Annotated in this window: 20 protein-coding genes; 10 read left to right on the top strand and 10 right to left on the bottom strand. The window is 70.2% G+C overall.

What is annotated here, in order from left to right; genetic code table 11:
• Window positions 1-143 precede the first annotated feature (143 nt).
• Window positions 144-2,438, bottom strand: coding sequence for a transglycosylase domain-containing protein (locus tag OG892_RS26210; protein WP_371630440.1), 2,295 nt, complete (start codon window positions 2,436-2,438; stop codon window positions 144-146).
• A 222-nt stretch (window positions 2,439-2,660) separates the two neighbouring features.
• Between OG892_RS26210 and OG892_RS26205 the strand changes: the two genes are divergently transcribed.
• The 5 genes from OG892_RS26205 (at window position 2,661) to OG892_RS26185 (ending at window position 7,618) form a co-directional block, all read left to right on the top strand.
• Window positions 2,661-3,632 carry an SPFH domain-containing protein gene (locus OG892_RS26205; RefSeq protein ID WP_073736699.1) on the top strand — a complete coding sequence of 324 codons (972 nt, stop codon included), beginning with the start codon at window positions 2,661-2,663 and terminating at the stop codon, window positions 3,630-3,632.
• A gap of 50 nt (window positions 3,633-3,682) precedes the next feature.
• Window positions 3,683-3,871, top strand: a complete 189-nt coding sequence (locus OG892_RS26200) for a hypothetical protein (protein ID WP_371631687.1) — start codon at window positions 3,683-3,685, stop codon at window positions 3,869-3,871.
• A gap of 146 nt (window positions 3,872-4,017) precedes the next feature.
• Window positions 4,018-4,542 (top strand): PadR family transcriptional regulator, encoded by a 525-nt coding sequence (locus OG892_RS26195; RefSeq protein WP_073736701.1) that lies wholly within the window; start codon window positions 4,018-4,020, stop codon window positions 4,540-4,542.
• On the top strand, window positions 4,539-5,225 hold the full coding sequence (locus OG892_RS26190) for an ABC transporter ATP-binding protein (protein ID WP_328865575.1): 687 nt from the start codon (window positions 4,539-4,541) through the stop codon (window positions 5,223-5,225). Before OG892_RS26195 ends, OG892_RS26190 begins: the two co-directional genes overlap by 4 nt.
• Window positions 5,222-7,618, top strand: coding sequence for an ABC transporter permease (locus tag OG892_RS26185; RefSeq protein WP_371630439.1), 2,397 nt, complete (start codon window positions 5,222-5,224; stop codon window positions 7,616-7,618). Before OG892_RS26190 ends, OG892_RS26185 begins: the two co-directional genes overlap by 4 nt.
• Window positions 7,619-7,651: 33 nt before the next feature.
• Here OG892_RS26185 and OG892_RS26180 read toward each other — a convergent pair whose 3' ends face one another.
• The gene (locus tag OG892_RS26180; protein ID WP_371630438.1) at window positions 7,652-8,617 is read right to left on the bottom strand and encodes a hydrogen peroxide-inducible genes activator; all 966 of its coding nucleotides are present in this window, start codon (window positions 8,615-8,617) and stop codon (window positions 7,652-7,654) included.
• 318 nt (window positions 8,618-8,935) lie between these two features.
• Between OG892_RS26180 and OG892_RS26175 the strand changes: the two genes are divergently transcribed.
• From OG892_RS26175 to OG892_RS26165, 3 genes are all read left to right on the top strand, one after another.
• Window positions 8,936-10,447 (top strand): recombinase family protein, encoded by a 1,512-nt coding sequence (locus OG892_RS26175; protein ID WP_371630437.1) that lies wholly within the window; start codon window positions 8,936-8,938, stop codon window positions 10,445-10,447.
• A gap of 178 nt (window positions 10,448-10,625) precedes the next feature.
• A complete protein-coding gene (locus OG892_RS26170; RefSeq protein ID WP_328865578.1) occupies window positions 10,626-11,177 on the top strand; it encodes a peroxiredoxin in 552 nt (183 codons plus the stop codon).
• 12 nt (window positions 11,178-11,189) lie between these two features.
• On the top strand, window positions 11,190-11,723 hold the full coding sequence (locus tag OG892_RS26165) for an alkyl hydroperoxide reductase (RefSeq protein ID WP_371630436.1): 534 nt from the start codon (window positions 11,190-11,192) through the stop codon (window positions 11,721-11,723).
• 74 nt (window positions 11,724-11,797) lie between these two features.
• Here OG892_RS26165 and OG892_RS26160 read toward each other — a convergent pair whose 3' ends face one another.
• From OG892_RS26160 to OG892_RS26145, 4 genes are all read right to left on the bottom strand, one after another.
• Window positions 11,798-13,210: an AI-2E family transporter gene (locus OG892_RS26160; RefSeq protein ID WP_371630435.1), complete on the bottom strand. Its 1,413-nt coding sequence runs from the start codon at window positions 13,208-13,210 to the stop codon at window positions 11,798-11,800.
• A gap of 152 nt (window positions 13,211-13,362) precedes the next feature.
• On the bottom strand, window positions 13,363-14,073 hold the full coding sequence (locus OG892_RS26155) for a transglycosylase SLT domain-containing protein (protein WP_073736708.1): 711 nt from the start codon (window positions 14,071-14,073) through the stop codon (window positions 13,363-13,365).
• 390 nt (window positions 14,074-14,463) lie between these two features.
• On the bottom strand, window positions 14,464-15,786 hold the full coding sequence (locus tag OG892_RS26150) for a PhoH family protein (RefSeq protein ID WP_073736709.1): 1,323 nt from the start codon (window positions 15,784-15,786) through the stop codon (window positions 14,464-14,466).
• 345 nt (window positions 15,787-16,131) lie between these two features.
• On the bottom strand, window positions 16,132-16,893 hold the full coding sequence (locus OG892_RS26145) for an isoprenyl transferase (RefSeq protein ID WP_024492153.1): 762 nt from the start codon (window positions 16,891-16,893) through the stop codon (window positions 16,132-16,134).
• A 190-nt stretch (window positions 16,894-17,083) separates the two neighbouring features.
• On the opposite strand from OG892_RS26145, the gene mgrA reads away from it, so the two are divergent.
• On the top strand, window positions 17,084-18,124 hold the full coding sequence (gene mgrA, locus OG892_RS26140; RefSeq protein ID WP_328865579.1) for an L-glyceraldehyde 3-phosphate reductase: 1,041 nt from the start codon (window positions 17,084-17,086) through the stop codon (window positions 18,122-18,124).
• 308 nt (window positions 18,125-18,432) lie between these two features.
• Here the strand turns inward: mgrA and OG892_RS26135 are convergent, their stop codons facing one another.
• From OG892_RS26135 to OG892_RS26125, 3 genes are all read right to left on the bottom strand, one after another.
• A complete protein-coding gene (locus OG892_RS26135) occupies window positions 18,433-18,891 on the bottom strand; it encodes a hypothetical protein (RefSeq protein ID WP_073736711.1) in 459 nt (152 codons plus the stop codon).
• A gap of 62 nt (window positions 18,892-18,953) precedes the next feature.
• Window positions 18,954-19,775, bottom strand: a complete 822-nt coding sequence (locus tag OG892_RS26130; RefSeq protein ID WP_328865580.1) for a class I SAM-dependent methyltransferase — start codon at window positions 19,773-19,775, stop codon at window positions 18,954-18,956.
• Between the two features lie 72 nt (window positions 19,776-19,847).
• The gene (locus OG892_RS26125) at window positions 19,848-20,693 is read right to left on the bottom strand and encodes a prepilin peptidase (protein WP_371630434.1); all 846 of its coding nucleotides are present in this window, start codon (window positions 20,691-20,693) and stop codon (window positions 19,848-19,850) included.
• Between the two features lie 64 nt (window positions 20,694-20,757).
• Between OG892_RS26125 and OG892_RS26120 the strand changes: the two genes are divergently transcribed.
• Window positions 20,758-21,150 carry a DUF192 domain-containing protein gene (locus tag OG892_RS26120; RefSeq protein WP_073736714.1) on the top strand — a complete coding sequence of 131 codons (393 nt, stop codon included), beginning with the start codon at window positions 20,758-20,760 and terminating at the stop codon, window positions 21,148-21,150.
• A 69-nt stretch (window positions 21,151-21,219) separates the two neighbouring features.
• Here OG892_RS26120 and OG892_RS26115 read toward each other — a convergent pair whose 3' ends face one another.
• A complete protein-coding gene (locus tag OG892_RS26115) occupies window positions 21,220-22,428 on the bottom strand; it encodes a glycosyltransferase family 39 protein (RefSeq protein ID WP_371630433.1) in 1,209 nt (402 codons plus the stop codon).
• Window positions 22,429-22,481: the final 53 nt, after the last annotated feature.

Below are 22,481 nucleotides of genomic sequence, written 5' to 3'. Positions count from 1 at the left end.
CCATCTCCTGGACGGTGTGATCGGTCCCGTCCCGGACGTGGCTCCCGCAGGGTGTCGGAACGCCGAAACGGGCGGGGTACGAGGAAGGCTCCTCGTACCCCGCCCGTTTCGGCGTTCCGGGTTTCCGGCAACCGGTCAGCGCGTCACTGCGTCAGGCTGTTGTCGCTGTTCGGCTGGTCGCCCCCGGGGTCCACCGGTACCTCCGCCGAGTCGCTGGGGTCCGGATCGGTCGACGGATCGGGGGGCGGGTCGCTCGTCGGGTCGTCCGACGGGGAGGGCGGCGTCGACGACGGGGACGTGCTCTCCTTCGGCGGATGGGACGAGGCGGGCGGGCTGGACGCCGTGTGCGAGGGCGTGGCCTCGTCCGAGGGCGAGGCGGACGTGCTCGGGGTGATGGACGGGCTCGGCGGGGTGACCGCGGCGCCCATGTCGGTGTCCAGGTCGAACTCGCCCGGGTCGCCCATCGCCTGGGCGGTGAAGCTCGCCCAGATGTCGGCGGGGAAGCCGCCACCGTTGACCCGGCCGCCGCCGCCGGCACCCTTCAGGGGCACCTGGGCGCCCTTGCCGATCTTCTTGCCGTCGTCGCCGGTACGGGCGTAGGCGGCCTCACCGAAGAGGCCCACCGACGTGACCATGCGGGGGGTGAAGCCGGTGAACCAGGCCGACTTGTTGTCGTCCGAGGTGCCGGTCTTGCCCGCGATCTGCTGGTCGGACAGCCCCTCGGCATTGCGTACCGCGTCGTGGGCCGTACCGTCGTCGACCACACCGGTCAGCACGGAGGTCACGGAGTCCGCGGCCTGGCGCTTGATGACCTGGTCTCCGATCGCGTCGGGCAGCTCGATCGGTGACTCGCCCTGCTTCTGGGCCGACTTCACGATCTGCGGTGTGACCTTCTTGCCGTGGTTGTCGAGGGTGGCGTAGACCCCGGCCATCTCCATCGGGCTCGCACCCATGGAGCCGAGGGTCTGGGCCGGCACCGCAGCGAGCCCCTTCACATCCATGCCGAGTTTGCCCGCGGTCTGCAGCACGCGGTCCATCCCGACGTCCACGCCCATCTGCGCGAAGACGGAGTTGATGGACTTGTTCATCGCGGTCTGGACGGTGACCTGGCCGTAGTCCTGGTCGTCCTCGTTCTCCGGCGCGAAGGCTCTGTCGCTGCCCACGACGGGGCGCTTGCTGGTGCCGTCGTAGCGGGTGTCGGCGGTGATCTGCTGGTCGTCCTGGGTCTGCGACTCCTGGTCGAGCGCCGCCGCGAGGATGACCGGCTTGAAGGTGGAGGCGGGCTGGTAGTCGCGCCGGGTGGCGTTGGAGATGTAGTGCTGGGTCAGCCCGCGTCCGCCGTACATGGCGAGCACCCCGCCGGTCTTCGGGTCGACCGAGACCGCGCCGGCCTGGACGTCCTGGTCGAGCTTGCGCCCCTTGGTGTCCAGCTTGTCGGTCAGCTTGGCCTTGACCGACTTCTCCAGCTCCTGCTGCTTCTTCCGGTCGATGTTGACGGTGATCGTCCAGCCACCGGCGTCGAACTGCGCGTCGGTGATGTTCTCCTGCTTCTGCACCGCCGCGCGCGCCGCGGCGACGATGTAGCCCTTCTGGCCGGAGAGCCCCTCCGCCGGCTTCGGGGTCTGCGGGATCTTGAACTTCATCCCCTGGCGCTCACCGGCGTCCAGCCAGTGCTGGTCGACCATGTTGTCCAGGACGTAGTTCCAGCGCTCCTTGACGAGCGCCTTCCCGTTGTCGCTGGCGACGGCCCAGTCGTACTGGCTCGGGGCCTGGAGGAGCGCGGCGAGGTAGGCGCCCTCCTCGACGTTCAGCTGCTTGGCGTCCTTGCCGTAGTACGCCTGCGCCGCGGCCTGGATCCCGTAGGCGCCGCGGCCGTAGTAACTGGTGTTGATGTACCCGGCGAGGATCTCGCTCTTGCTTCGCTTCTGGTCGACCTTCAGCGAGATGACCAGCTCTTTGAGCTTCCGGGTGACCGTCTGGTCGGCGTCGAGGTAGTAGTTCTTGACGTACTGCTGGGTGATGGTCGAGCCACCCTGCTTGCCCTTGCCGGAAACGGTGTTGACCAGTCCGCGGGCGGTGCCCTTGAAGTCGACGCCGTGATCGTCGTAGAAGGACTTGTTCTCGGCGGCCACGAAGGTCCGCTGGACGTCCTTGGGGACCTCTGCGAGGCTGACGATCTCCCGGTTGACCTGTCCCGTGCGGGCCAGCAGTGTGCCGTCGGAGTACTTGTAGACGTTGGCCTGGAGCTTGGCCTGTGCGTTGCCTTCCGGCACCTGCACGACCATGTAGAGCACGGCGAACGCGCCCATTCCCAGCAGGCAGACGCCCAGAGCGGCGCCCAGTAGTTTTCGCCAGGTGAAGAGTCTGCGTATGCCACCGCTCTTCACGGCCCGCCGCGACCCGCGCCGCTGGGCTCGTCGCGCATCCGCTCGACCCATCGCTGTGTTGCTCCCGTTTCTCTGCTCGACCGGATCAGCCCGGACCAGCCAGCTAACACCGTTGGCAAGGACAGAAAGCCAACGATCCACCCTTTTCCGGACGTGACAATCAGCACCCGCTTTCAAGGGAACCGACTCATGAGAGGTGCGCAGGGTTGCCACATGGGTTAATGTGGAATCACATTGCTAGCGCTTCGCTAGCCCACGCAAACGGGGGATTCCATGACTGATCCACACGTCCCGGCCACACCCACCACGCCGTCGGCCGACCTCACGCCGGACGCGCCGCAGATGCCGGAACCGCAGGTCCGGGAGACGACGGCGCACAGCATCGCGGGTGGCATCGGCCTGCTGCTGACGGTGATCGGAGTGATCGTCGGCGTCGGTCTCGCCATCGTCGGCGGCGTCGTCGGGTCGAACGGGAACAACGGCGTCGGCATCCCGGTCTGCATCCTCGGGGTGCTGCTCGCGATCGTCTCGTTCTTCTGCATGGGCGGTGTGAAGATGGTCGCACCGGGCGAGGCACGGGTCATCCAGCTCTTCGGCCGGTACGTGGGCACGATCCGCTCCGACGGTCTGCGCTGGATCAACCCGCTGACCTCCAGCCGCAAGATCTCCACCCGGGTCCGCAACCACGAGACCGCGGTCCTCAAGGTCAACGACGCCTACGGCAACCCGATCGAGCTCGCCGCGATCGTCGTCTGGAAGGTCGAGGACACCGCGCAGGCGCTCTTCGAGGTCGACGACTTCCTGGAGTTCGTCGCCACCCAGACCGAGTCGGCGGTCCGGCACATCGCGATCGAGTACCCGTACGACGCCCACGACGAGGGCGGCCTCTCGCTGCGGGGCAACGCGGAGGAGATCACCGAGAAGCTGGCCGTCGAGTTGACGGCGCGGGTGCAGGCGGCGGGCGTCCGGATCATCGAGTCCCGCTTCAGCCACCTCGCGTACGCCCCCGAGATCGCCTCCGCGATGCTCCAGCGCCAGCAGGCCGGCGCGGTCGTCGCGGCCCGGCAGCAGATCGTGGAGGGCGCCGTCGGCATGGTCGAGATGGCGCTCACCCGGATCGCGGAGCAGGACATCGTCGAGCTCGACCCGGAACGGAAGGCGGCCATGGTGAGCAACCTGATGGTGGTGCTGTGCGGTGACCGGGCGGTGCAGCCGGTCCTCAATACGGGCACGCTCTACCAGTGACCGAGCAACCACCGCGGCGCAGGCCGCAACAGCCGCAGCAGCGCAAGCAGATGCTGCTGCGGCTGGACCCAGCGGTACACGACGCGCTGGCGCGCTGGGCGTCGGACGAACTGCGCAGCGCGAACGCGCAGATCGAGTTCCTGCTGCGGCGGGCCCTGGCGGAGGCGGGGCGGCTACCGGGCGGGGCGGCGCCGATCCCGCGCCGGGGGCGGCCGCCGAAGGCTCCCGGCCCGCAGTGACCCCCGGGGGCCCGGACGTCCGGGCCCCCGGTTCGCTGTCGCGGCACGGCCCCGCGCCGCGACGGCTCCATGGCGTGGCACGGTCCAGAGGGCAGCGGAACAGCCGGTATACACGCCAGGTATACACACCGTGTACAGTGCTCTGCATGTCTATCGGCCACACCCTGCTCGGGCTCCTCGAGTCCGGCCCCCGCCACGGTTACGACCTCAAGCGGACGTTCGACGAGAAGTTCGGACACGACCGCCCGCTGCACTACGGACAGGTCTACTCGACCATGTCCCGCCTCCTCAAGAACGGCCTCGTGGAGGTCGACGGCATGGAGGCAGGCGGCGGCCCCGAGCGCAAGCGCTACGCCATCACCGACGCCGGCATCACCGATGTCGCCGCCTGGCTGGCGCAGCCGGAGAAGCCTGAGCCCTACCTCCAGTCGACCCTGTACACCAAGGTCGTGCTGGCCATGCTCACCGGCCGCAGCGCCGCCGACGTGCTGGACGCCCAGCGCTCCGAGCACCTGCGCCTGATGCGCATCCTCACCGACCGCAAGCGCCGCGGCGACCTCGCCGACCAGCTGATCTGCGACCACGCCCTGTTCCACCTCGAAGCCGACCTGCGCTGGCTGGAACTGACCGCCGCACGGCTCGACAAGCTCGCAGAGGTGGTGGCCCCGTGACCCCCGCCGGCTCCCTGCTCACCGCGCACGACCTGCACAAGACCTACGGCTCGACCCCGGCGCTCGACGGCGCCTCCTTCTCCGTCCACCCCGGCGAGGTCGTCGCCGTGATGGGCCCCTCCGGCTCCGGCAAGTCCACCCTGCTGCACTGCCTCGCCGGAATCATCACCCCCGACTCCGGCACCATCACCTACGCCGGCCGCGAGCTGTCCGCGATGTCCGACGCACAACGCAGCGCCCTGCGCCGCAGCGACTTCGGCTTCGTGTTCCAGTTCGGCCAGCTCGTCCCCGAGCTGACCTGCGTGGAGAACGTCGCCCTCCCCCTCCGGCTGAACGGCACCCGGCGCAGGACCGCGGAGCGCACCGCCCTGGAGTGGATGGAGCGCCTGGAGGTCGACGACCTCGGCGCCAAGCGCCCCGGCGAGGTGTCCGGCGGCCAGGGCCAACGCGTCGCCGTGGCCCGCGCGCTGGCCGCCTCCCCGAAGGTGATCTTCGCGGACGAGCCGACCGGCGCCCTGGACTCCCTCAACGGTGAACGCGTCATGCAGCTGCTCACCGAGGCCGCCAGGTCCGCCGGTGTCGCCGTGGTCCTGGTGACCCACGAGGCCCGCGTCGCCGCCTACTCCGACCGCGACGTCACCGTGCGCGACGGCCGGGCCCGCGACATGGAGCACGCCGTATGACGCTGCTCGACGAGAAGAGGACCCCGGCCGGTCCGGTGCCCCCTCCCGAACCCCCCTCCCGTACCGCTCCCTGGCTGCGCGATCTCGCGCTCGGCATCAGGTTCGCCGCCGCCGGCGGCCGCGAGGGCTGGGTCCGCACCCTGCTCACCGCCGTCGGCGTGGGAATCGGCGTGGCCCTGCTGCTCACCGCGTCCTCCGTGCCGCACATGCTCGACGAACGGTCCGCCCGGGACCAGGCCCGCTCGGAGACCAAGATCTCCGAGTCCCCCGACGCCTCGGCGAAGAAGTCGGACAGCACCGTCCTGCGGATCGAGGCGAGCACCGAGTTCCGCGACCGCTCCATCACGGGCTTCCTGATGCGCCCCGACGGCGACCACCCGGTCGTCCCGCCGGGCATCGCCGCCCTCCCCGCCCCCGGCGAGATGGTGGTCTCCCCCGCCCTCGAAGAGCTCCTCGGCTCCCCGGGCAGCGCGCTGCTCAGGGAACGGCTGCCGTACAAGGTGACCGGCACGATCGCGGAGGCGGGGCTGCGCTCGCCCAACGAACTGTGGTTCTACGCCGGCAGTGACACCCTGACCAGGGCGTCGGGCGGCCACCGGGTCGCCGGATACGGCGACCCGGGACCGTCCGATCCGCTGCCCCCGATGCTCATCGTGCTGGTCATCATGATCTGCGTGGTGCTGCTGGCTCCCGTGGCCATCTTCATCGCCACCGCCGTGCGCTTCGGCGGCGACCGCCGCGACCGCCGCCTCGCCGCCCTGCGCCTGGTCGGTACGGACATCCGGATGACCCGCCGGATCGCGGCCGGTGAGGCGCTGTTCGGCTCGGTACTCGGCCTTCTCATCGGGCTGGCCGTGTTCCTGGTGGGGCGCCGGTTCGTCGGCCACATCGAGGTCTGGGACGCCAGCGCCTTCCCCTCCGACCTGGCCCCCGACGCCCGGCTGTGTGTGGTGATCGCCCTCGCGGTGCCGCTCACCGCGGTGCTCGTCACCCTGGGAGCCATGCGCTCCGTGGTCATCGAGCCGCTCGGCGTCGTACGCAACAGCCGAGGCGGCAAGCGCCGCCTCTGGTGGCGGCTGCTCCTGCCGGTCGCCGGACTCGCGGTCTTCGGATTCGGCGGCAAGATCGACGAGTACAGCCCCGTCAACCCGTATCCGGTCGCCGGAGGCGCGGTGCTGGTCCTGGTCGGCCTTGCCCTGCTGCTGCCCTGGCTGGTCGAGGCCTGCGTCAGGCGGCTGCGCGGCGGCCCGATTCCCTGGCAGCTGGCCACCCGGCGGCTCCAGCTGAGCAGCGGGGCGGCCTCCCGCGCGGTCAGCGGCGTCACCGTCGCCGTGGCCGGTGCGGTGGCCCTGCAGATGCTGTTCGCCGCGATGAACGACGACTTCAACAGGATCACCGGACAGGACCCGTCCCGCGCCCAGTTCTACAGCCAGTCCCAGATCGTCAGGGGCGACGCCGCCCTGCGCAGCATCAAGGAGTTCCGCGCCACCAAGGGTGTCGTCCAGGTCATCGGCACGGTCGAGGCGTACGCGACCAAGCCGGGGAAGTACAAGCCCGACGACATCCAGCCCACCACCTCGTTCACCGTCGGGGACTGCGCGACTCTCCGCGAGCTCGCCCGGATCACGTCCTGCCGGGACGGCGACACCTTCGTCTCCCACCCCAAGGACAAGGGACAGGCGGGCTGGGTCGACAAGACCGCCCGCAAGGGCAAGGTGATCGAGTTCGACTCCTACAGCAGTAGCAAGAAGCTGCGCTGGACGCTGCCGGCCGGCTCCCGGACCGTCGCGGCCCGGACCGACCCGATGGGCGAGGAACACTCGGGCATCCTGGTCACTCCCGGGGCGGTCGACGCACGGACCCTGCCGGGAGCCTCGACCGTCTCGCAGATCCGCATCGACGAAGACGTCCCGGACGCCGCCGAGTACGTACGCAACACAGCGGCGCGGCTCGACCCGGGCATGCGTCTGGCCACCATCAACTCGGTCGAGCGCGACCGGCAGTACGCGAGCATCCAGACCGGCCTCCAGGTCGGCGCGACCGCCACCCTGCTGCTGATCGCCGCGTCCATGCTGGTCTCCCAGCTGGAGCAGTTGCGGGAGCGCAAGCGGCTGCTGTCGGTCCTGGTCGCCTTCGGCACCCGGCGGACCACACTGGGCTGGTCGGTGCTGTGGCAGACCGCGATCCCGGTGGTCATCGGGCTCGCGGTGGCGGTGGCGGGCGGCCTCGCCCTCGGCGCCACCCTGTGCTGGATGGTCGGCAAGGAGGTGACCGACTGGGTGCTGTTCCTGCCGCTGGCGGGCGCGGGCGCGGCCCTCATCCTCCTGGTCACCCTGCTCTCCCTGCCGGCGCTGTGGCGCATGATGCGCCCGGAGGGGCTGCGGAGCGAGTAGCGGCCCGACCCGACGGCCGGCCGGACCCCTGACTCAGGTCCGGCCGGCCGTCGCCACGCGTACCGGCAGCGCCGCCATCGCCCCGCGCAGCGCCGCCGCGAACTCCTCGAACTCCTCGTGCCTGGCCGCCCCCGTCCGCATCCCGAGCGCCACCCGCCGGGCGGGCGCCGGGTCCGCGAAGTACCCGGTGGTGAGCGCCTCGTTGCGAGCGGTCTCGACCGTCACCGCGGTGCGCGGCAGCAGCGTCACCCCGAGCCCGCCGGCCACGAGCTGCACCAGGGTGGAGAGCCCGGCGGCGGTCGTGGTGACCGGCGCGCCCTCGGTACGGCCCGCCTCCCGGCAGATGTCGAGCGCCTGGTCGCGCAGGCAGTGCCCCTCGTCGAGCAGCAGCAGCGGCAGCTCCCTGAGCGCCTCGCGCGGGATGTCGGCCCGCCCGCCGAGCCAGTGGCTGCGCTCCATGACCAGGACGAAGTCCTCCTCGAAGAGCGGGAGTTCGCTCACCCCGGGCACGCCGAGCGGCACCGCGAGCAGCAACAGGTCGAGCCGCCCCGCGGCGAGCCCCTCCAGCAGCGAGGAGGTCTGCTCCTCGTGCACCTGGAGGTCGAGGTCCGGGTAGTGGTCGTGGACCAGCCGCAGCACGGTCGGCAGCAGGTACGGGGCGACGGTCGGGATCACGCCGAGCCTGAGCACCCCGGTGAACGGCGCCCGCACCGCCTCCGCCTCCTCCATCAGCTCACCGACGGCCTCCAGCACGGCGCGGGCCCGCACCGCGAGCCGCTCCCCGGCGGGCGAGAGCAGCACCTTGCGCGTCGTACGCTCGATGAGCTGGACACCCAGTGCCTCCTCCAGCGCGGACACGGCCCCGGAGAGCGCGGGCTGACTCATCCCGATTGCTGCCGCCGCGTCCCGGAAGTGCAGCTGCTCCGCCACGGCCGTGAAGGCGCGCAGCTGCGAGAGGCTGGGCTGTTTGGGCCGGTTGCCCTGGTTCACCTGCGCCATTGATAGGCACCTCCGATCATCCCGATCGAGTGTAGCCATCTGGGCCGATCAATGAACTCTGTGCCAAGGTGGGCTTGGCCACTCTCGGAGATCCCACCAAATCCGCCCCATTCCCCCGGCGGGCGACTGGAGGGCGGACCGGAGCACGAGCGGCCCACAACGCCCTGCACGCGTCAGCGAAGGATCGTCTCGGCGTGGCCGATGATCACCAAATACCACCTATCAGGTATGACATCCTGATATAAGGCCTCATAGTAGCTGGCCAGTGCTAGCGTCCCTCCCAAGTCAACTTCTGGGGAGGGGTCTGACATGTTTCCGGTGGGCGCATACGCACGCGCATCCGAGGACAAGGCACTCAGGGCGAATGCTGCCGACTGGCGTGAGACCGGCGAACAGGTCGCTCAGCAGTTCAGAGACATGGATGAACTGGCACCCATGCTGGGGGTCACCATCACGCGTCGCTACAACGACAACAACACTCCGGCCAGCGACCCCCGCATCGTTCGCAATGGCTTTGAATCGATGCTGGTAGACCTTGAGAACGGAACGATCCGAGGCATCCTCTTCTACCACTCCGACCGACTGGTCCGGCAGGAATACGATGCGGCCCGCTTGAACCGGCTCTTCCAGCTGAATCCCCAGTACCTGGGTCGGGCTGTCGTGGGTGGCACAGATCTATCCGCTCAAGAGGGCCGGTCGATGCTCACCATCCAGGCAACGATGGGCGGCATGGAGGTGTACAGCACCAAGCGCCGAGTCGCCCGAAAGAACAAGGGCTTGGCCGAGCGCGGCCACATGCACGGGGCCCCGCGGCCTTTCGGATGGGCCGAAGATCGCCAGACCCTCCATGACACGGAAGCCGAAGTGCTTCGCCAGGCAATCATCGCGATTCCCAGCGGCCTCACGGTCGGCGAAATCCGCAAGCAGTGGATCGAGCTGGGGTACACGCCCACGCGCAACAAGAAGAAGAGCGGGACACAGAGCCTCCAGCACAGCACTGTCGAGTCCCGTCTCGTAAGCCCGCGCGTCTGCGGCTACAGGACGTATCTGCCCCAGGCGGAGCGCAGTGGCGCCAAGAGGCCGTGGATGCCGGACTTCGTTGTCTACGAGGCCGGCAAGCCGGTAATGGGTGACTGGGAGGCCGTCGTCTCTCCCGAGGAGTGGCAAGCCTGCGTCGCCACCATCGAGGAGCGGAAGCAGGCCAGGAAGGAAGTCCGGGCGGTACACACCACCTCGGCCAAGTACCTCCTGTCCGGGATCGCCCGGTGCGGAAAGTGCAGCTTCCCGTTGATGTCCAACCAGTACGCGAAGGGGACCACTTCCTACGAGCGCTACGGCTATCGGTATGCCTGCCTCACCACCCTCGGCGGGTGCGGCGGTGTCACCCGAGTCGGCCCTCTCATGGACGACCTGGTCGAGAAGGCCTTCCTCCTGGAGGTCCGCCGAAGTCTTGGCATGGCTGCCAAGGACGAGGACGTCGACGAGACCGAGCACGATGTCCGGCTCGCTGAGATCGGCCAGGAGATCGAAGAGGTCAACGAGCGCCGCAGGGCGAAGCGCATCAGCATGGGGACGGCACTCGACATGATCGAGGAGCTTGAGGCCGAGCGCGATGAGCTGAACCGGCAGCGTCGCAAACTGTTCGCTGTCAGAGTCCGCAGGCAAAATGCTTCCTCCTCCCTCCTGGAAGGGTGGAAGGAGTGCACGATCTCGCAGAAGAAGACCTGGCTCCGCGAGTCGGTCCGGGCCGTGATGGTCCACCCCGCGGGTCGTGGGAAGAAGTTCGACCCGTCGCTGATCGAGGTCGTCTGGGCCGAAGACGAGCAGTGAACACTCGCGAGCCGGCCATGCGACAGTCCGCCATCACCGAGCTGGAGGACAACACCTGGCCCTAGCACTGATCCCCTGCCCCTATCAATCCTTTCGACACGACCGATTTCCGTGATCAATGGGACATGTGCGACTGTGCTCAGGTCCAGCCCCGAGCTACACAGGAGTACCCCGAACCATGCTCACTGTCGGTGACCAGTTTCCCCAGTTCGAACTGACTGCTTGCGTTTCCCTTGAGAAGGGCAAGGAGTTCGAGACCATCACCCACAAGACGTATGAGGGTTGGAAAGTGATCTTCGCGTGGCCGAAGGACTTCACGTTCGTCTGCCCCACGGAGATCGCCGCGTTCGGCAAGCTGAACGAGGAGTTCGCCGACCGCGACGCCCAGATCCTCGGCTTCTCCGGTGACTCCGAGTTCGTGCACCACGCCTGGCGCAAGGACCACCCGGACCTCACCGACCTGCCCTTCCCGATGCTGGCCGACTCCAAGCACGAGCTCATGCGTGACCTCGGCATCGAGGGCGAGGACGGCTTCGCGCAGCGCGCCGTCTTCATCGTCGACCAGAACAACGAGATCCAGTTCACGATGGTGACCGCCGGTTCCGTGGGCCGTAACCCCAAGGAGGTCCTGCGGGTCCTCGACGCCCTGCAGACCGACGAGCTGTGCCCCTGCAACTGGACCAAGGGCGAGAACACCCTGGACCCGGTCGCGCTCCTCTCGGGCGAGTGAGCTGACACCGATATGGCACTCGACGAACTGAAGGCCGCCGTTCCGGACTTCGCCAAGGACCTGAAGCTGAACCTCGGTTCGGTCATCGGGAACAGCGAACTGCCGCAGCAGCAGCTCTGGGGCACCGTCCTCGCCTGCGCGATCGCCTCGCGCTCGCCGAAGGTGCTGCGTGAGCTGGAGCCGGAGGCGAAGGCCAACCTCTCCGCGGAGGCGTACACCGCCGCGAAGTCGGCCGCCGCCATCATGGCGATGAACAACGTCTTCTACCGGACCCGGCACCTGCTGTCGGACCCCGAGTACGGGAACCTCCGTGCGGGCCTGCGGATGAACGTGATCGGCAACCCGGGCGTGGAGAAGGTCGACTTCGAGCTGTGGTCGCTCGCCGTCTCCGCGATCAACGGCTGCGGCCAGTGCCTGGACTCCCACGAGCAGGTGCTGCGCAAGGCCGGCGTGGACCGTGAGACCATTCAGGAAGCCGTCAAGATCGCCTCGGTGATCCAGGCGGTCGGCGTGACCCTCGAAGCCGAGGCCGTCCTCGCCGAGTAACACCCGCGGTACCCATGAACGAGAAGGGCCCCGAGGACGACCGACCGTCCCCGGGGCCCTTCTTATGTGCCGGCTCAGACTTCCTTCGGCCGGTCCGCCACCGGCTCCTCCTCGCTGCCGTCGTCGGTCTCCGCCGGCGGCGATCCGGGGGCCGGGGTCGGCGCGGTGTCCAGGGCGGTCGCACCGTGCGGCGGCGGCGAGTGGCGGCGGGCCTCCTCCTGCCCGTACGCCCGCAGATAGCCGACCACCGTGTTGGTCACCGCGACCAGAGGCACCGCGACGACGGCGCCCCCGATGCCCGCGATCATGCCGCCCGCGGCGACCGAGAGCACCACCGCCAGCGGGTGCACGCGCACCGCGCGGCCCAGGATGAACGGCTGCAGGATGTGGCCCTCGATCTGCTGGACCGCGAGGACCACGGCCAGCACCAGCAGTGCCGTGAACACGCCTTGGGTGACGAGCGCGACGACCACCGCCAGCGCCCCGGAGACCACCGCCCCGACGAGCGGGATGAAGGCGAACAGGAAGATGAAGACGGCCAGCGGTACGGCCAGCGGCACATTGAGGAAGTAGATCCCGAGGCCGATGAAGATCGCGTCGATCAGCGCGACGATGACCGTGCCCCGCACATAGGCGGTCAGCGTGCGCCAGGCGCGCGGGCCCGCTCCGGCGACACCCGGCCGCGCCTGCGCGGGCACGAGCTTCAGCACCCAGAGCCAGATGCGCTTGCCGTCGTACAGCAGGAAGAGCGTGGAGAACATCGCCAGCAGCATCCCGGTGAGGAACTCCACCATCACGGTGACGCCCTGGAGTCCGGCCGAGGTGATCGCCTCGGTGTTCGTGCCGACGGTGTCGCTGAGGTTCTTCGCGACGTCGTTGATCTGCTTGTCGGTGACGTGGAACGGGCTGTCCAGCAGCCAGTTCTTCAGGTCCGCGATACCGGCCTGGACCTGGTCGGACAGCGAGTCCAGGTTGTCCATCACCTGCCACACCACGAACCAGCCGACCAGGCCCATGATCACGAAGCCCAGGACCGCGGTGCCCGCCGTGGCCAGCCCGCGCGGCAGCCCGGCCCGCCTCAGCCGCTCCACCGTCGGCTGGAGCATCGCGGTGACGAGCAGCGCGGCGGCGAACGCCAGCACCACCAGCTGCACCGCGCTGATGACCCGCATGAGCACCCACAGGGTGCCCGCGAGGACCAGCAGCCGCCAGCCCGCCTCGGCCGCCACCCGCATCCCCCAGGGGATCGCCGCGACCGGATCGGGGCGCGCGGCGACGTCGGGGGCGTACGCGGGCGGCGGGGGCACATGCTCCGCGGCGCCCTTGTCGGCCCCGCTCCCGGGTTCCGCACCGGTGGTAGCCGACGAGGCGTGGTGCGCGGCCTTGTCGTCCTCGTCGTCGGCCTCGACGCGGCGTTCCTCCAGGCGCTCACCGATCTTGGTGAGTTCAGCCCCCAGCTGTCCGAGCCATCCCGGCAGTTTTGACATAACGGTTCCTCTACCCCCGTCCGCTCTCCCCACCGCTCCCCCCGGGAACGGTCCCGCATGACCGTACATGCGCGAAGCCCCTCACCGTAGGACGGGGAGGGGCTTCGAGAGGTTGCGACGGAACCGACGAGGGCTCCAGGCCGGACAACTGCCTAGTACGACTGGTGCTCCAGCCAGAAGGACCAGGCACCGCACGGGCTGCCGTAGCGGCCGTTCATGTAGCTGAGGCCCCACTTGATCTGCGTGGCCGGGTTGGTCTGCCAGTCGGCACCGGCGGACGCCATCTTCGAACCGGGGTACGCCTGGACGAGCCCGTAGGCGCCGGAGGACGGGTTGGTCGCCCGGTAGTTCCAGGTCGACTCGTGGTTCACGATGTTGCTGAAGCACTGGAACTGGTCGCCGGGCACGATCTGCCGCGCCATCGCCTGGATCTCGGCCACGGAGTAGGAGCCCTGGACAGCGAACGTGCTGGCGCTGCGGACCTCGGACCGGCTGGCGCGGTCCTCCTTCTCCTGGCGCTCCTTCTCCTGGCGCTCCTTCTCCAGCTTGTCCTCGGCCGCCTGCTTCTTGCTCTTGGCGTCCTTGGCGGCCTGGATACGGGCCGATTCCTCCGCGGACTTCTTCGCCGTCGCGTCGGCCGCGGACGCCTGGGCGTCGGCCTGCTGCGTCAGGGAAGCGGTCTGCACCTGGGCCTGCTGGCCCGCGGGGATGTCTGCGAGCAGCGTGGTGTCGGCTGCGGTGGCCTCGAAGTTGTTGTCGTCGACAGCGGGGGTACTGCCCGCTGCAACGCCCACTACGGCGCCTACGGTGGTTACCGCTGTGGCAGATGCCACGGCGAACCCCCGGACCGAGATCCGGCTCACACGGTGTCCTTCCAGCATCGCCCGCTTAGGTGACCTCGCGGGCGCAATCGTGCCCCTGACACTGGCCTCCCTACTGCTTGGGTCACGGGAGGCACGGGCCCGGTGGGCGACTCCCCGGAGGGAGCGCCGCGTGGTACTCGCGGGCGGCATACGGACGGCGGTTGTTGAGTTGTGTGGTGCGTTGCACCTCTGGTGGTGCGGGTGTGCCGTATGCGGGGCCTGACGGAAGCAAGACTCTGCCGGAACGGGACGCCACGAAGCAATTCTCTGTTGCGTGTGAAAGCTCACACCTCGTTTGGAGCAAGTGAATTACGGAAATGACACCGCAACACAGTGCCGCCCGGCTAAGCTCGTTCGCTCGCCGGGCGGCACCAACTGTCGTATCCCGTGTCAGATCTGGCCTTCCTCCAGCATTTCGGTCACCAGCGCGGCGATCGGCGATCGCTCGGACCGGGTGAGCGTGGTGTGCGCGAAGAGCGGATGGCCCTTCAGCTTCTCGACCACGGCGACCACTCCGTCGTACCGGCCGACCCGGAGGTTGTCCCGCTGGGCCACGTCATGCGTGAGCACCACCCGCGAGTTCGCCCCGATCCTGGACAACACGGTCAGCAGGACGTTCCGTTCGAGGGACTGGGCCTCGTCGACGATCACGAAGGCGTCGTGGAGGGACCGGCCGCGGATGTGGGTGAGCGGCAGCACCTCCAGCATCCCGCGTCCCAGGACCTCCTCGATGACCTCGCGCCCGGCGACCGCCGAGAGCGTGTCGAAGACGGCCTGTGCCCAGGGACCCATCTTCTCGGCCTCGGAACCGGGCAGATAGCCGAGGTCCTGCCCGCCGACCGCGTACAGCGGGCGGAAGACCATCACCTTCTTGTGCTGTCCCCGCTCCAGCACGGCCTCCAGACCGGCGCAGAGCGCCAGTGCGGACTTGCCGGTGCCGGCCCGGCCGCCGAGCGAGACGATGCCGACGTCCTGGTCCAGCAGCAGATCCAGCGCGATGCGCTGTTCGGCGCTGCGGCCGTGGATGCCGAAGGCCTCCCGGTCGCCCCGGACGAGCCGGACGTTGCCCTCCGGTGTCACCCGGCCGAGCGCCTTGCCGCGCTCGGACTGGAGGACCAGGCCGGTGTGGACCGGCAGATCGGCGGCCTCCGGGACGTACAGCGTCTCCTCGGAGAAGAGGAGGTCCACCTGCTCTGCGGAGAGGGACAGCTCGCCCATCCCCGTCCAGCCGGCGTCGGTGATGGCGAGTTCGGCGCGGTACTCCTCGGCGAGGAGGCCGACCGAAGAGGCCTTGATCCGGAGCGGCAGGTCCTTGGAGACGACCGTGACGTCGTACCCCTCGGCCTGCAGATTGCGCGCTACCGCGAGAATCCGTGAGTCGTTGTCCCCCAACCGGTAGCCGGCGGGCAGTACGCCGGGATCGGAATGGTTGAGTTCGACGCGCAGCGTCCCGCCCAGATCCCCGAGGGGGATCGGGGCATCCAGCCGGCCGTACCGGACCCGGAAGTCGTCCAGCAGGCGCAGGGCCTGCCGGGCGAAGTACCCGAGCTCCGGGTGGTGCCGTTTGGCCTCCAGTTCCGTGACCACGACGACCGGGAGCACGACTTCGTGCTCGTCGAAGCGGGACATGGCGTTCGGATCGGCCAGCAGGACGCTGGTGTCGAGAACATAGGTGCGCCTGTCGGGCATGCGGCGCTTTGTGCTGGTCACCACGGAAGGACGTACCCCCTCGGACGAGGTTGGGGTGCGACGGCGTCGCGGAGCATCCCAAAGGGAGAGGACGGACCGGGCTTCGGCCACCTTGCGCGGGCCGAGCGCCGGCCCTCGACGTCAGCCGCACTGTATGTACGGTCCTTCGTGTGCAAAGGGCCTCCCGGGCGAGCGGACTCCATGCCGCTCACTTGGTGACGACATCCGCCTGGTTCCTGACCGGACGTCGACCTGTCAGGGGTATGCCCTCGAACACCCGAAGCCATGCAGCCCGAGCCGCTCAAGCCCGTCCGTCCTCGCCGACGTCACCGGTACGGCGGGGGCGGCGAGCTGGGCGGAAATGCGGCGTCAGCCCCCGTAGCGGCGGTGGCGGGCCGCGTAGTCACGCAGGGCGCGCAGGAAGTCGACCCGGCGGAAGGCCGGCCAGAAGACCTCGCAGAAGTAGTACTCCGAATGGGCGCTCTGCCAGAGCATGAAGCCCGACAGGCGCTGTTCCCCGCTGGTCCGGATCACCAGGTCCGGGTCGGGTTGGCCCCGGGTGTAGAGGTGCTCGGAGATCAGGTCGGTGGAGACGATCTCCGCCAGGTCCTCGAAGGACGTGCCCTTGGCGGAGTGGTCGAGGAGCAGCGAGCGCACCGCGTCCGCGATCTCCTGCCGGCCTCCGTAGCCGACGGCGACGTTGACCAGTATTCCGTCGACCCCGATCGTGGCCTGTTCGGCCTCCTTGAGGACCGTCTGGGTGTGTGCGGGCAGCAGGTCGAGGGTGCCGACGTGGTGGACGCGCCAGCGGCCGTCCGCGACGAGGTCGCGCACGGTGTTCTCGATGATGCCGAGGAGCGGGATGAGCTCGGACTCGGGCCGGTCGAAGTTGTCCGTGGAGAGCATCCAGAGCGTGACGACCTCGACGTCGGTCTCGCTGCACCAGCCGAGGAGCTCCTTGATCTTGTCCGCACCCGCCTGGTGGCCCTCGGCGGCCGTGCCGCCGGAGGCCTTCGCCCAGCGCCGGTTCCCGTCGAGGATGACCCCGATGTGCTTGGGCACCTGGGCGTGATCGAGGCGGGCCTCCACCCGGCGGGCGTAGAGCCCGTACACCAGGTCGCGCAAGTTCACTGAGTCCACCTCTCGGTTCCGTGCGGGCCCGCCCGCCGCCTCGCCCGGGGCTGTCCCCCTGGGGATCGTCGCACCGGTAGGGGGCCGATCGCCCCGCCGTGCCGTGGCAGTCCCGAAGCCGCCACATTACTGCGCAGGCGCCGCACCGGCCCAACCCGGCCTGTCACAAGTCCGTGATAAAGAGGGAAACGTGACTGAATCCTCTTCCTATTACCGGGCCGCCGGCACGCGCTACGACTCCATGGAGTACCGGCGCACCGGCCGCAGCGGCCTCAAGCTCCCGGCCGTCTCGCTCGGCCTCTGGCACAACTTCGGCGACGACCGCGCGCTGGACTCGCAGCGGGCCATCCTGCGCCGCGCGTTCGACCTCGGGGTGACCCACTTCGACCTGGCCAACAACTACGGCCCGCCGCCCGGCTCCGCCGAGCTCAATTTCGGGAAGCTCTTCCGGCAGGACTTCGCCCCTTACCGCGACGAGCTGGTGATCTCCACCAAGGCCGGGTACGACATGCACCCCGGCCCCTACGGCGAGTGGGGCTCGCGCAAGTACCTGCTGTCCTCGCTCGACGCCTCGCTGAAGCGGATGGGCCTCGACTACGTCGACATCTTCTACTCGCACCGCTTCGACCCGGACACCCCGCTGGAGGAGACGATGGGGGCCCTGGCCTCCGCCGTGCGACAGGGCAAGGCGCTGTACGTCGGGGTGTCCTCGTACAACTCCGAGCAGACCGCGGAGGCGGCCCGGCTGCTCAGGGAGATGGGCGTCCCGGCCCTGATCCACCAGCCGTCCTACTCGATGATCAACCGCTGGACGGAGGAGGACGGGCTGCTGGACACGCTGGAGGCGGCCGGTATGGGCTGCATCTCCTTCGTGCCGCTCGCCCAGGGGCTGCTGACCAACAAGTACCTGAAGGGCATCCCGGAGGGTTCGCGCGCCACCCAGGGCAAGTCCCTCAACCCGGATCTGCTCTCGGACGAGGTGGTGCGCCGGCTCAACGGGCTGAACGACATCGCGCGGGGCCGCGGCCAGTCGCTGGCCCAGCTGGCCCTCAACTGGGTGCTGCGCGACAGCCGCATGACGTCGGCTCTGATCGGCGCGTCGAGCGTGCGGCAGCTGGAGGAGAACGTCGCGGCGCTGGCCGGTCCGGCTCTGACCGCGGCTGAGCTGAAGGAGATCGACACCTTCGCCGTGGACACCGCCGGTACGAACATCTGGGCCGGACGGGGCTGACGGCCGGGCCCCGTTCGCGCCGGGGCACAAACCCGGGTCACGAAACCGGGGCACAAAAAAACGGGCCGGTCCGTGGGGGGGGTTACGGACCGGCCCGAGGGGGGGTTTCCACCATAACCCTTCGTAAGTGATGCTGCGTGCATCGACGCCGAATAATTACTCTCCGGATGTGCGGGGCTCCGTTGTGAGCACGGAATACGGGCCTCCGGCCCCCCTGGACCTGCGCGGACGCCCGGCGGCGTCGCCTTGACGCCCGAGGCGCCCACGAGACGTACACAGGACGTGCACATTCCGGGCGCCGGTCGCTGTCAGGTCGTGGACGCCGCGCCCCGGTGGCCCCGGGTGAACCTGATGCCCACGGTGTCCCCGCCGATGACCACGAAACGGCCGCCCTCGCAGCGGATGACGGCCTCGTGGACCTCGCCCCGGTCGTCCCGGCGCTCCTCGGTCCTCAGCACCGTCCAGCCGCCGTCGGGCGGCTGCGGCAGGTTCGCCATCGTGGCGAACTCCCACTGGGCGGCCGGTACGCACCAGTCGGGAAGGTGCGGCCAGGTGCCGGAACCGACGTGCAGGGTGCCGTCGGAGGCGCAGGTCAGCAGCACCGACTGGCTGTCGGACAGCAGGAATTCAACGGCCTCCGGCTCCCCCATCCGGCCCTCTGGGCGGTAGAACACACCGAGGACGCCGACGATCCGGGCGCCTCTGAGCCATTCGGCGTTCCCCTGCCGCGGGCCGCTCGTGGCTTCCTCGTCGCTGCCGACCCTCATCGCCTGGCTCCTTCCCCGTGCGCTCAGCGACCAGAGTGCCATCCCTCGGGCGCGGGAAGGGGCTACGCGGGTGAGACCGGCCGCCCGGGTTTGCGGGCCTCGATCAGAAAGCGGGTCGTGTGGGCGACGAACGGTCCCTCGTCCTCGATCCGCCGGTGCAGCGCGGCGAGTTGCGGCCGGTACGTCTCGACGGTGAAGCCCGGCACCATCCAGATCACCTTGCGCAGGAAGTAGACGACCCCGCCGATGTCGAGGAACTCGGTGCGCAGCCGCTCGAACCGCAGGTCGACGACTTCGAGACCGGCGGCCTCCGCGGCGGCGCGTGCCTGCTCCGGGTCGCGGCTGCCCCGTACCTCCGGCGGCTGCGGGCCGAGGAAGTACTCGACGAGCTCGAAGACGCTGGCGGGGCCGACCTGTTGGGAGAAGTACGTGCCGCCGGGCGCCAGGACCCGGGCGATCTCGTCCCACCAGGTGGTCACCGGATGCCGGCTGACGACCAGGTCGAACGCCGCGTCGCCGAACGGCAGCGGCGGCTCGTCCGCGTCCGCCACCACGGCGGCGCCGAGCGGGTGCAGCAGGGCGGTGGCGCGGGCGATGTTCGGCGGCCAGGACTCGGTGGCGACGGTCAGCGGCGGCAGCTTCGGCGCGGCGGCGAGGACCTCACCGCCGCCGGTCTGGATGTCCAGCGCGGCGCTCGCCCGGCCCAGCCGCTCCCCCATGGCGTGGGCGTAGCCCCAGGAGGGCCGCTGCTCGGTGGCCCGGCCGTCGAGCCAGGAGAAGTCCCAGCCGGATACCGGGACGGTGTCCGCCTCGGTGACGAGAGCGTCGAATCGGGCGCGCTCGGCCGCCTCCGCCGTTTGCTTGTCCTCGGGTGTTGCGGGCATCCGGAAATGGTCTCAGCCGGACCCCGCCGCACGCGACCGGATATCGGCCGCCCCGGTCGCGTGCGCAGCCGCTCAGGCGGCCAGCCCGCCGAGGAGGACGCCCAGCAGCGCCCCGGCGATCATGAACGGCCCGAACGGGATGCCCGTCCTGCGCCCGGCGCGCCGCAGGATCATCAGCGCGAGGCCGTACACCGCGCCGAACAGGAACCCGGCGAAGCCCCCGACGAACACGACGGCCCAGCCGTACCAGCCGAGGACCACGCCCAGCGAGAGCGCGAGCTTCACGTCGCCGAAGCCCATTCCGTTCGGGTTGACGAGGAAGAGCAGGAGGTAGAAGGCTCCGAGGCCGGCGCCGCCGAGCAGCGCGGACAGCCAGGAGCCGCCGTGCTCCGGCAGCAGCGCGGCGACCCCCAGGAGGGCGGCGGCCGCCCCGGCGGCCGGCAGCGTCAGCTCGTCCGGCAGCCGGTGGACGCGGCGGTCGACGGCCGCGAGGAGTACGGCGACGGGGGTGAGCAGCAGCCATACGGCGAGCTCGGGGCGGGCCCCGGTGGTCGCGGCGACGATGGCGCAGCCGAGGGCGGAGACGACGGGCGCGAGGAGGGCGGGCGCGTAGCGCGGCCCGCCCCGGCGCCACGGCGCGGCGCGCGGGGCGTCCGGGGCATCACCGATGTCCGGGGCCTCATCGGTGTGGGGGCCGGTTTCCGTGTGTACGGCGGCCGTCGCCCCCGCCGTCGCGCAGGCGGTGCAGCGCGCGGAGCCGAGCCAGCCCCGGCCCGGCCCGGTGAGGGCGTGGCCGGCCGGGCAGGCGTCGCGCCACGCGTCCTCGGGTTCGACGGAGAACCGGTAGGCGGCGCGCGGGACCAGCAGTCCGGTCGCGGCGCCCCAGAGGGCGGCGACCGCTATCAGCGTGGCGTACACCTCACCGACCCTAGGGCACTCTGTTACGGCCCGGGGGACGGCAGTTGGCGTTACCGTCATGGACATGGCCCGATGGCGCAATGGCACTGGAACGCTGACGTTCGCGGACCCGGAGGGGGAACGGGAGACGGAGATACCGCTGCGGATCGCGGCCTCCTACCGGCACCGGAGCCGTGGGCTGCTCGGGCAGGACGGCGTCGAGGGCGCGCTGCTGATCACCCCGTGCGGGAGCGTGCACTCCTTCCGTATGCGGTTCACGATCGATGTGGCCTATCTGGACCGGAAGTTGAACGTGGTGGCGGTCCACACGATGAAGCCGGGACGGCTGGGCCTCCCCCGGCTCCGCGCCCGGCACGTGATCGAGGCCGAGGCCGGCGCGATGGCGAGGTGGGGGCTGCGGCCGGGCGTGCGGGTGGGAATCGCGCAGGGCGACGGCCCCACGGGGGTACGGCCTTAGGACCTGCCGTGCGCGGGACCCGGCGGCTGACCCGCCGCGACCCGATGGCGCGTGACCGGCAGGCCCGGCTCACGGCGGGCCGGAGCCCAGCAGCGTCCACGCCCCGTACCCGGCGGAGGCGGCGGCGAGCACCGCGAGGACCGTCGCCGTTCGGGCCGTGGAGCGCAGCCGCAGCAGGGCGACGGCGGGCGGCAGGAGGAGCGGGAACGCCGGCATCATCAGCCGGGGCCGGGAGCCGAAGTAGCCGGAGCCGATCAGCGAGATGACGACGACGGCGATGCCGTAGACGAGCACGGGGAGCGGCTGGCGCTGCCGCACGCACAGGTACACCAGCCATCCGAGCCCGGCCAGCGCCGCGCACAGCCCGAGCGCCCCCGGCAGCGGGAGGCCGAGGATGAAGGCCGCGAGGGCGGCGCCGCCGTCGATGCTGTTGCCCCACTGGGCCTGGACGTCGAAGTAGGCGAGCGGGCTGCCTTCGCGCACGGCGACGAACACCACGTACCCGAGCCAGCCCAGCGGTGCGAGGGCCACCCCGGCCAGCATCCGGCCGTTGCGGCGGACGATGCCGTCGGTGGCGCCGGCCCGGTACTCGCGTACGAGCGTGACGGCGGCGGTGATCGCGAGGGCGGCGATGAGCGCGGCGGCGGAGGGGCGGGTCAGCCCGGCCAGTCCGCACAGCGCACCGGCCACGATCCACCGCCGGGTCAGCACGGCGTACAGCGACCAGGCGGCGAGCGCGGTGAACAGGGTCTCGGTGTACGCCATCGACTGCACGAACGCCGTCGGGTACACCCCCCACAGCGCGGCCAGCGCCACCCCGGCCCGGCGTCCGTACAGCCGCGCTCCGACGGCGAAGATCCCCCAGGCCGCGAGGATGCCGGCCAGCCACGCCACCAGCAGTCCTGCGCCCGCGAGACCGAGCGGGGTCACCTCCGCGATGCCGCGCTCCAGTGCGGGCAGCAGTGGGAAGAAGGCCAGGTCGGAGTGGATGCCGCCGTCGGGGAGCGTGACGGTGTAGCCGTAGCCGTGCTCGGCGACCCGCTGGTACCAGATCGAGTCCCAGCGTTCGGCGAGCAGGTGGAAGGCGTCCTTCCCCGCTGCGGACGCGGCCACCTGGAAGACGACGAGCCCGATGATCCGCACGGCCGCGTAGGCGCCGAGCGCGGGCGCCGCGGCGGCGAGCGCGGCGGCGGCCCGCGCACGGAGCGGCCGGTGCTCCTGCGGGGGCTGCGGGCGCGGCCGGGGGTGGGTGGCCTGCGGGGAGGGTTCTGCGGACATACGGCCGATTATCGCCGTCGCGGGTTCCTCGGCCGTGGCCGCCCGTCCGGGCC

It is taken from the genome of Streptomyces sp. NBC_00341, from assembly GCF_041435055.1.
In the GTDB taxonomy this organism is placed as follows: domain Bacteria; phylum Actinomycetota; class Actinomycetes; order Streptomycetales; family Streptomycetaceae; genus Streptomyces.
This window is presented reverse-complemented; position numbering and strand designations above follow the sequence as displayed.

Excerpts from the sequence above, each read along its gene's own strand:
- OG892_RS26210 (WP_371630440.1), bottom strand. The coding sequence starts at position 2,438 with ATGGGTCGAGCGGATGCGCGACGAGCCCAGCGGCGCGGGTCGCGGCGG.
- OG892_RS26205 (WP_073736699.1), top strand. The coding sequence starts at position 2,661 with ATGACTGATCCACACGTCCCGGCCACACCCACCACGCCGTCGGCCGAC.
- OG892_RS26200 (WP_371631687.1), top strand. The coding sequence starts at position 3,683 with ATGCTGCTGCGGCTGGACCCAGCGGTACACGACGCGCTGGCGCGCTGG.
- OG892_RS26195 (WP_073736701.1), top strand. The coding sequence starts at position 4,018 with ATGTCTATCGGCCACACCCTGCTCGGGCTCCTCGAGTCCGGCCCCCGC.
- OG892_RS26185 (WP_371630439.1), top strand. The coding sequence starts at position 5,222 with ATGACGCTGCTCGACGAGAAGAGGACCCCGGCCGGTCCGGTGCCCCCT.
- OG892_RS26180 (WP_371630438.1), bottom strand. The coding sequence starts at position 8,617 with ATGGCGCAGGTGAACCAGGGCAACCGGCCCAAACAGCCCAGCCTCTCG.
- OG892_RS26170 (WP_328865578.1), top strand. The coding sequence starts at position 10,626 with ATGCTCACTGTCGGTGACCAGTTTCCCCAGTTCGAACTGACTGCTTGC.
- OG892_RS26165 (WP_371630436.1), top strand. The coding sequence starts at position 11,190 with ATGGCACTCGACGAACTGAAGGCCGCCGTTCCGGACTTCGCCAAGGAC.
- OG892_RS26160 (WP_371630435.1), bottom strand. The coding sequence starts at position 13,210 with ATGTCAAAACTGCCGGGATGGCTCGGACAGCTGGGGGCTGAACTCACC.
- OG892_RS26135 (WP_073736711.1), bottom strand. The coding sequence starts at position 18,891 with ATGAGGGTCGGCAGCGACGAGGAAGCCACGAGCGGCCCGCGGCAGGGG.
- OG892_RS26130 (WP_328865580.1), bottom strand. The coding sequence starts at position 19,775 with ATGCCCGCAACACCCGAGGACAAGCAAACGGCGGAGGCGGCCGAGCGC.
- OG892_RS26120 (WP_073736714.1), top strand. The coding sequence starts at position 20,758 with ATGGCCCGATGGCGCAATGGCACTGGAACGCTGACGTTCGCGGACCCG.
- OG892_RS26115 (WP_371630433.1), bottom strand. The coding sequence starts at position 22,428 with ATGTCCGCAGAACCCTCCCCGCAGGCCACCCACCCCCGGCCGCGCCCG.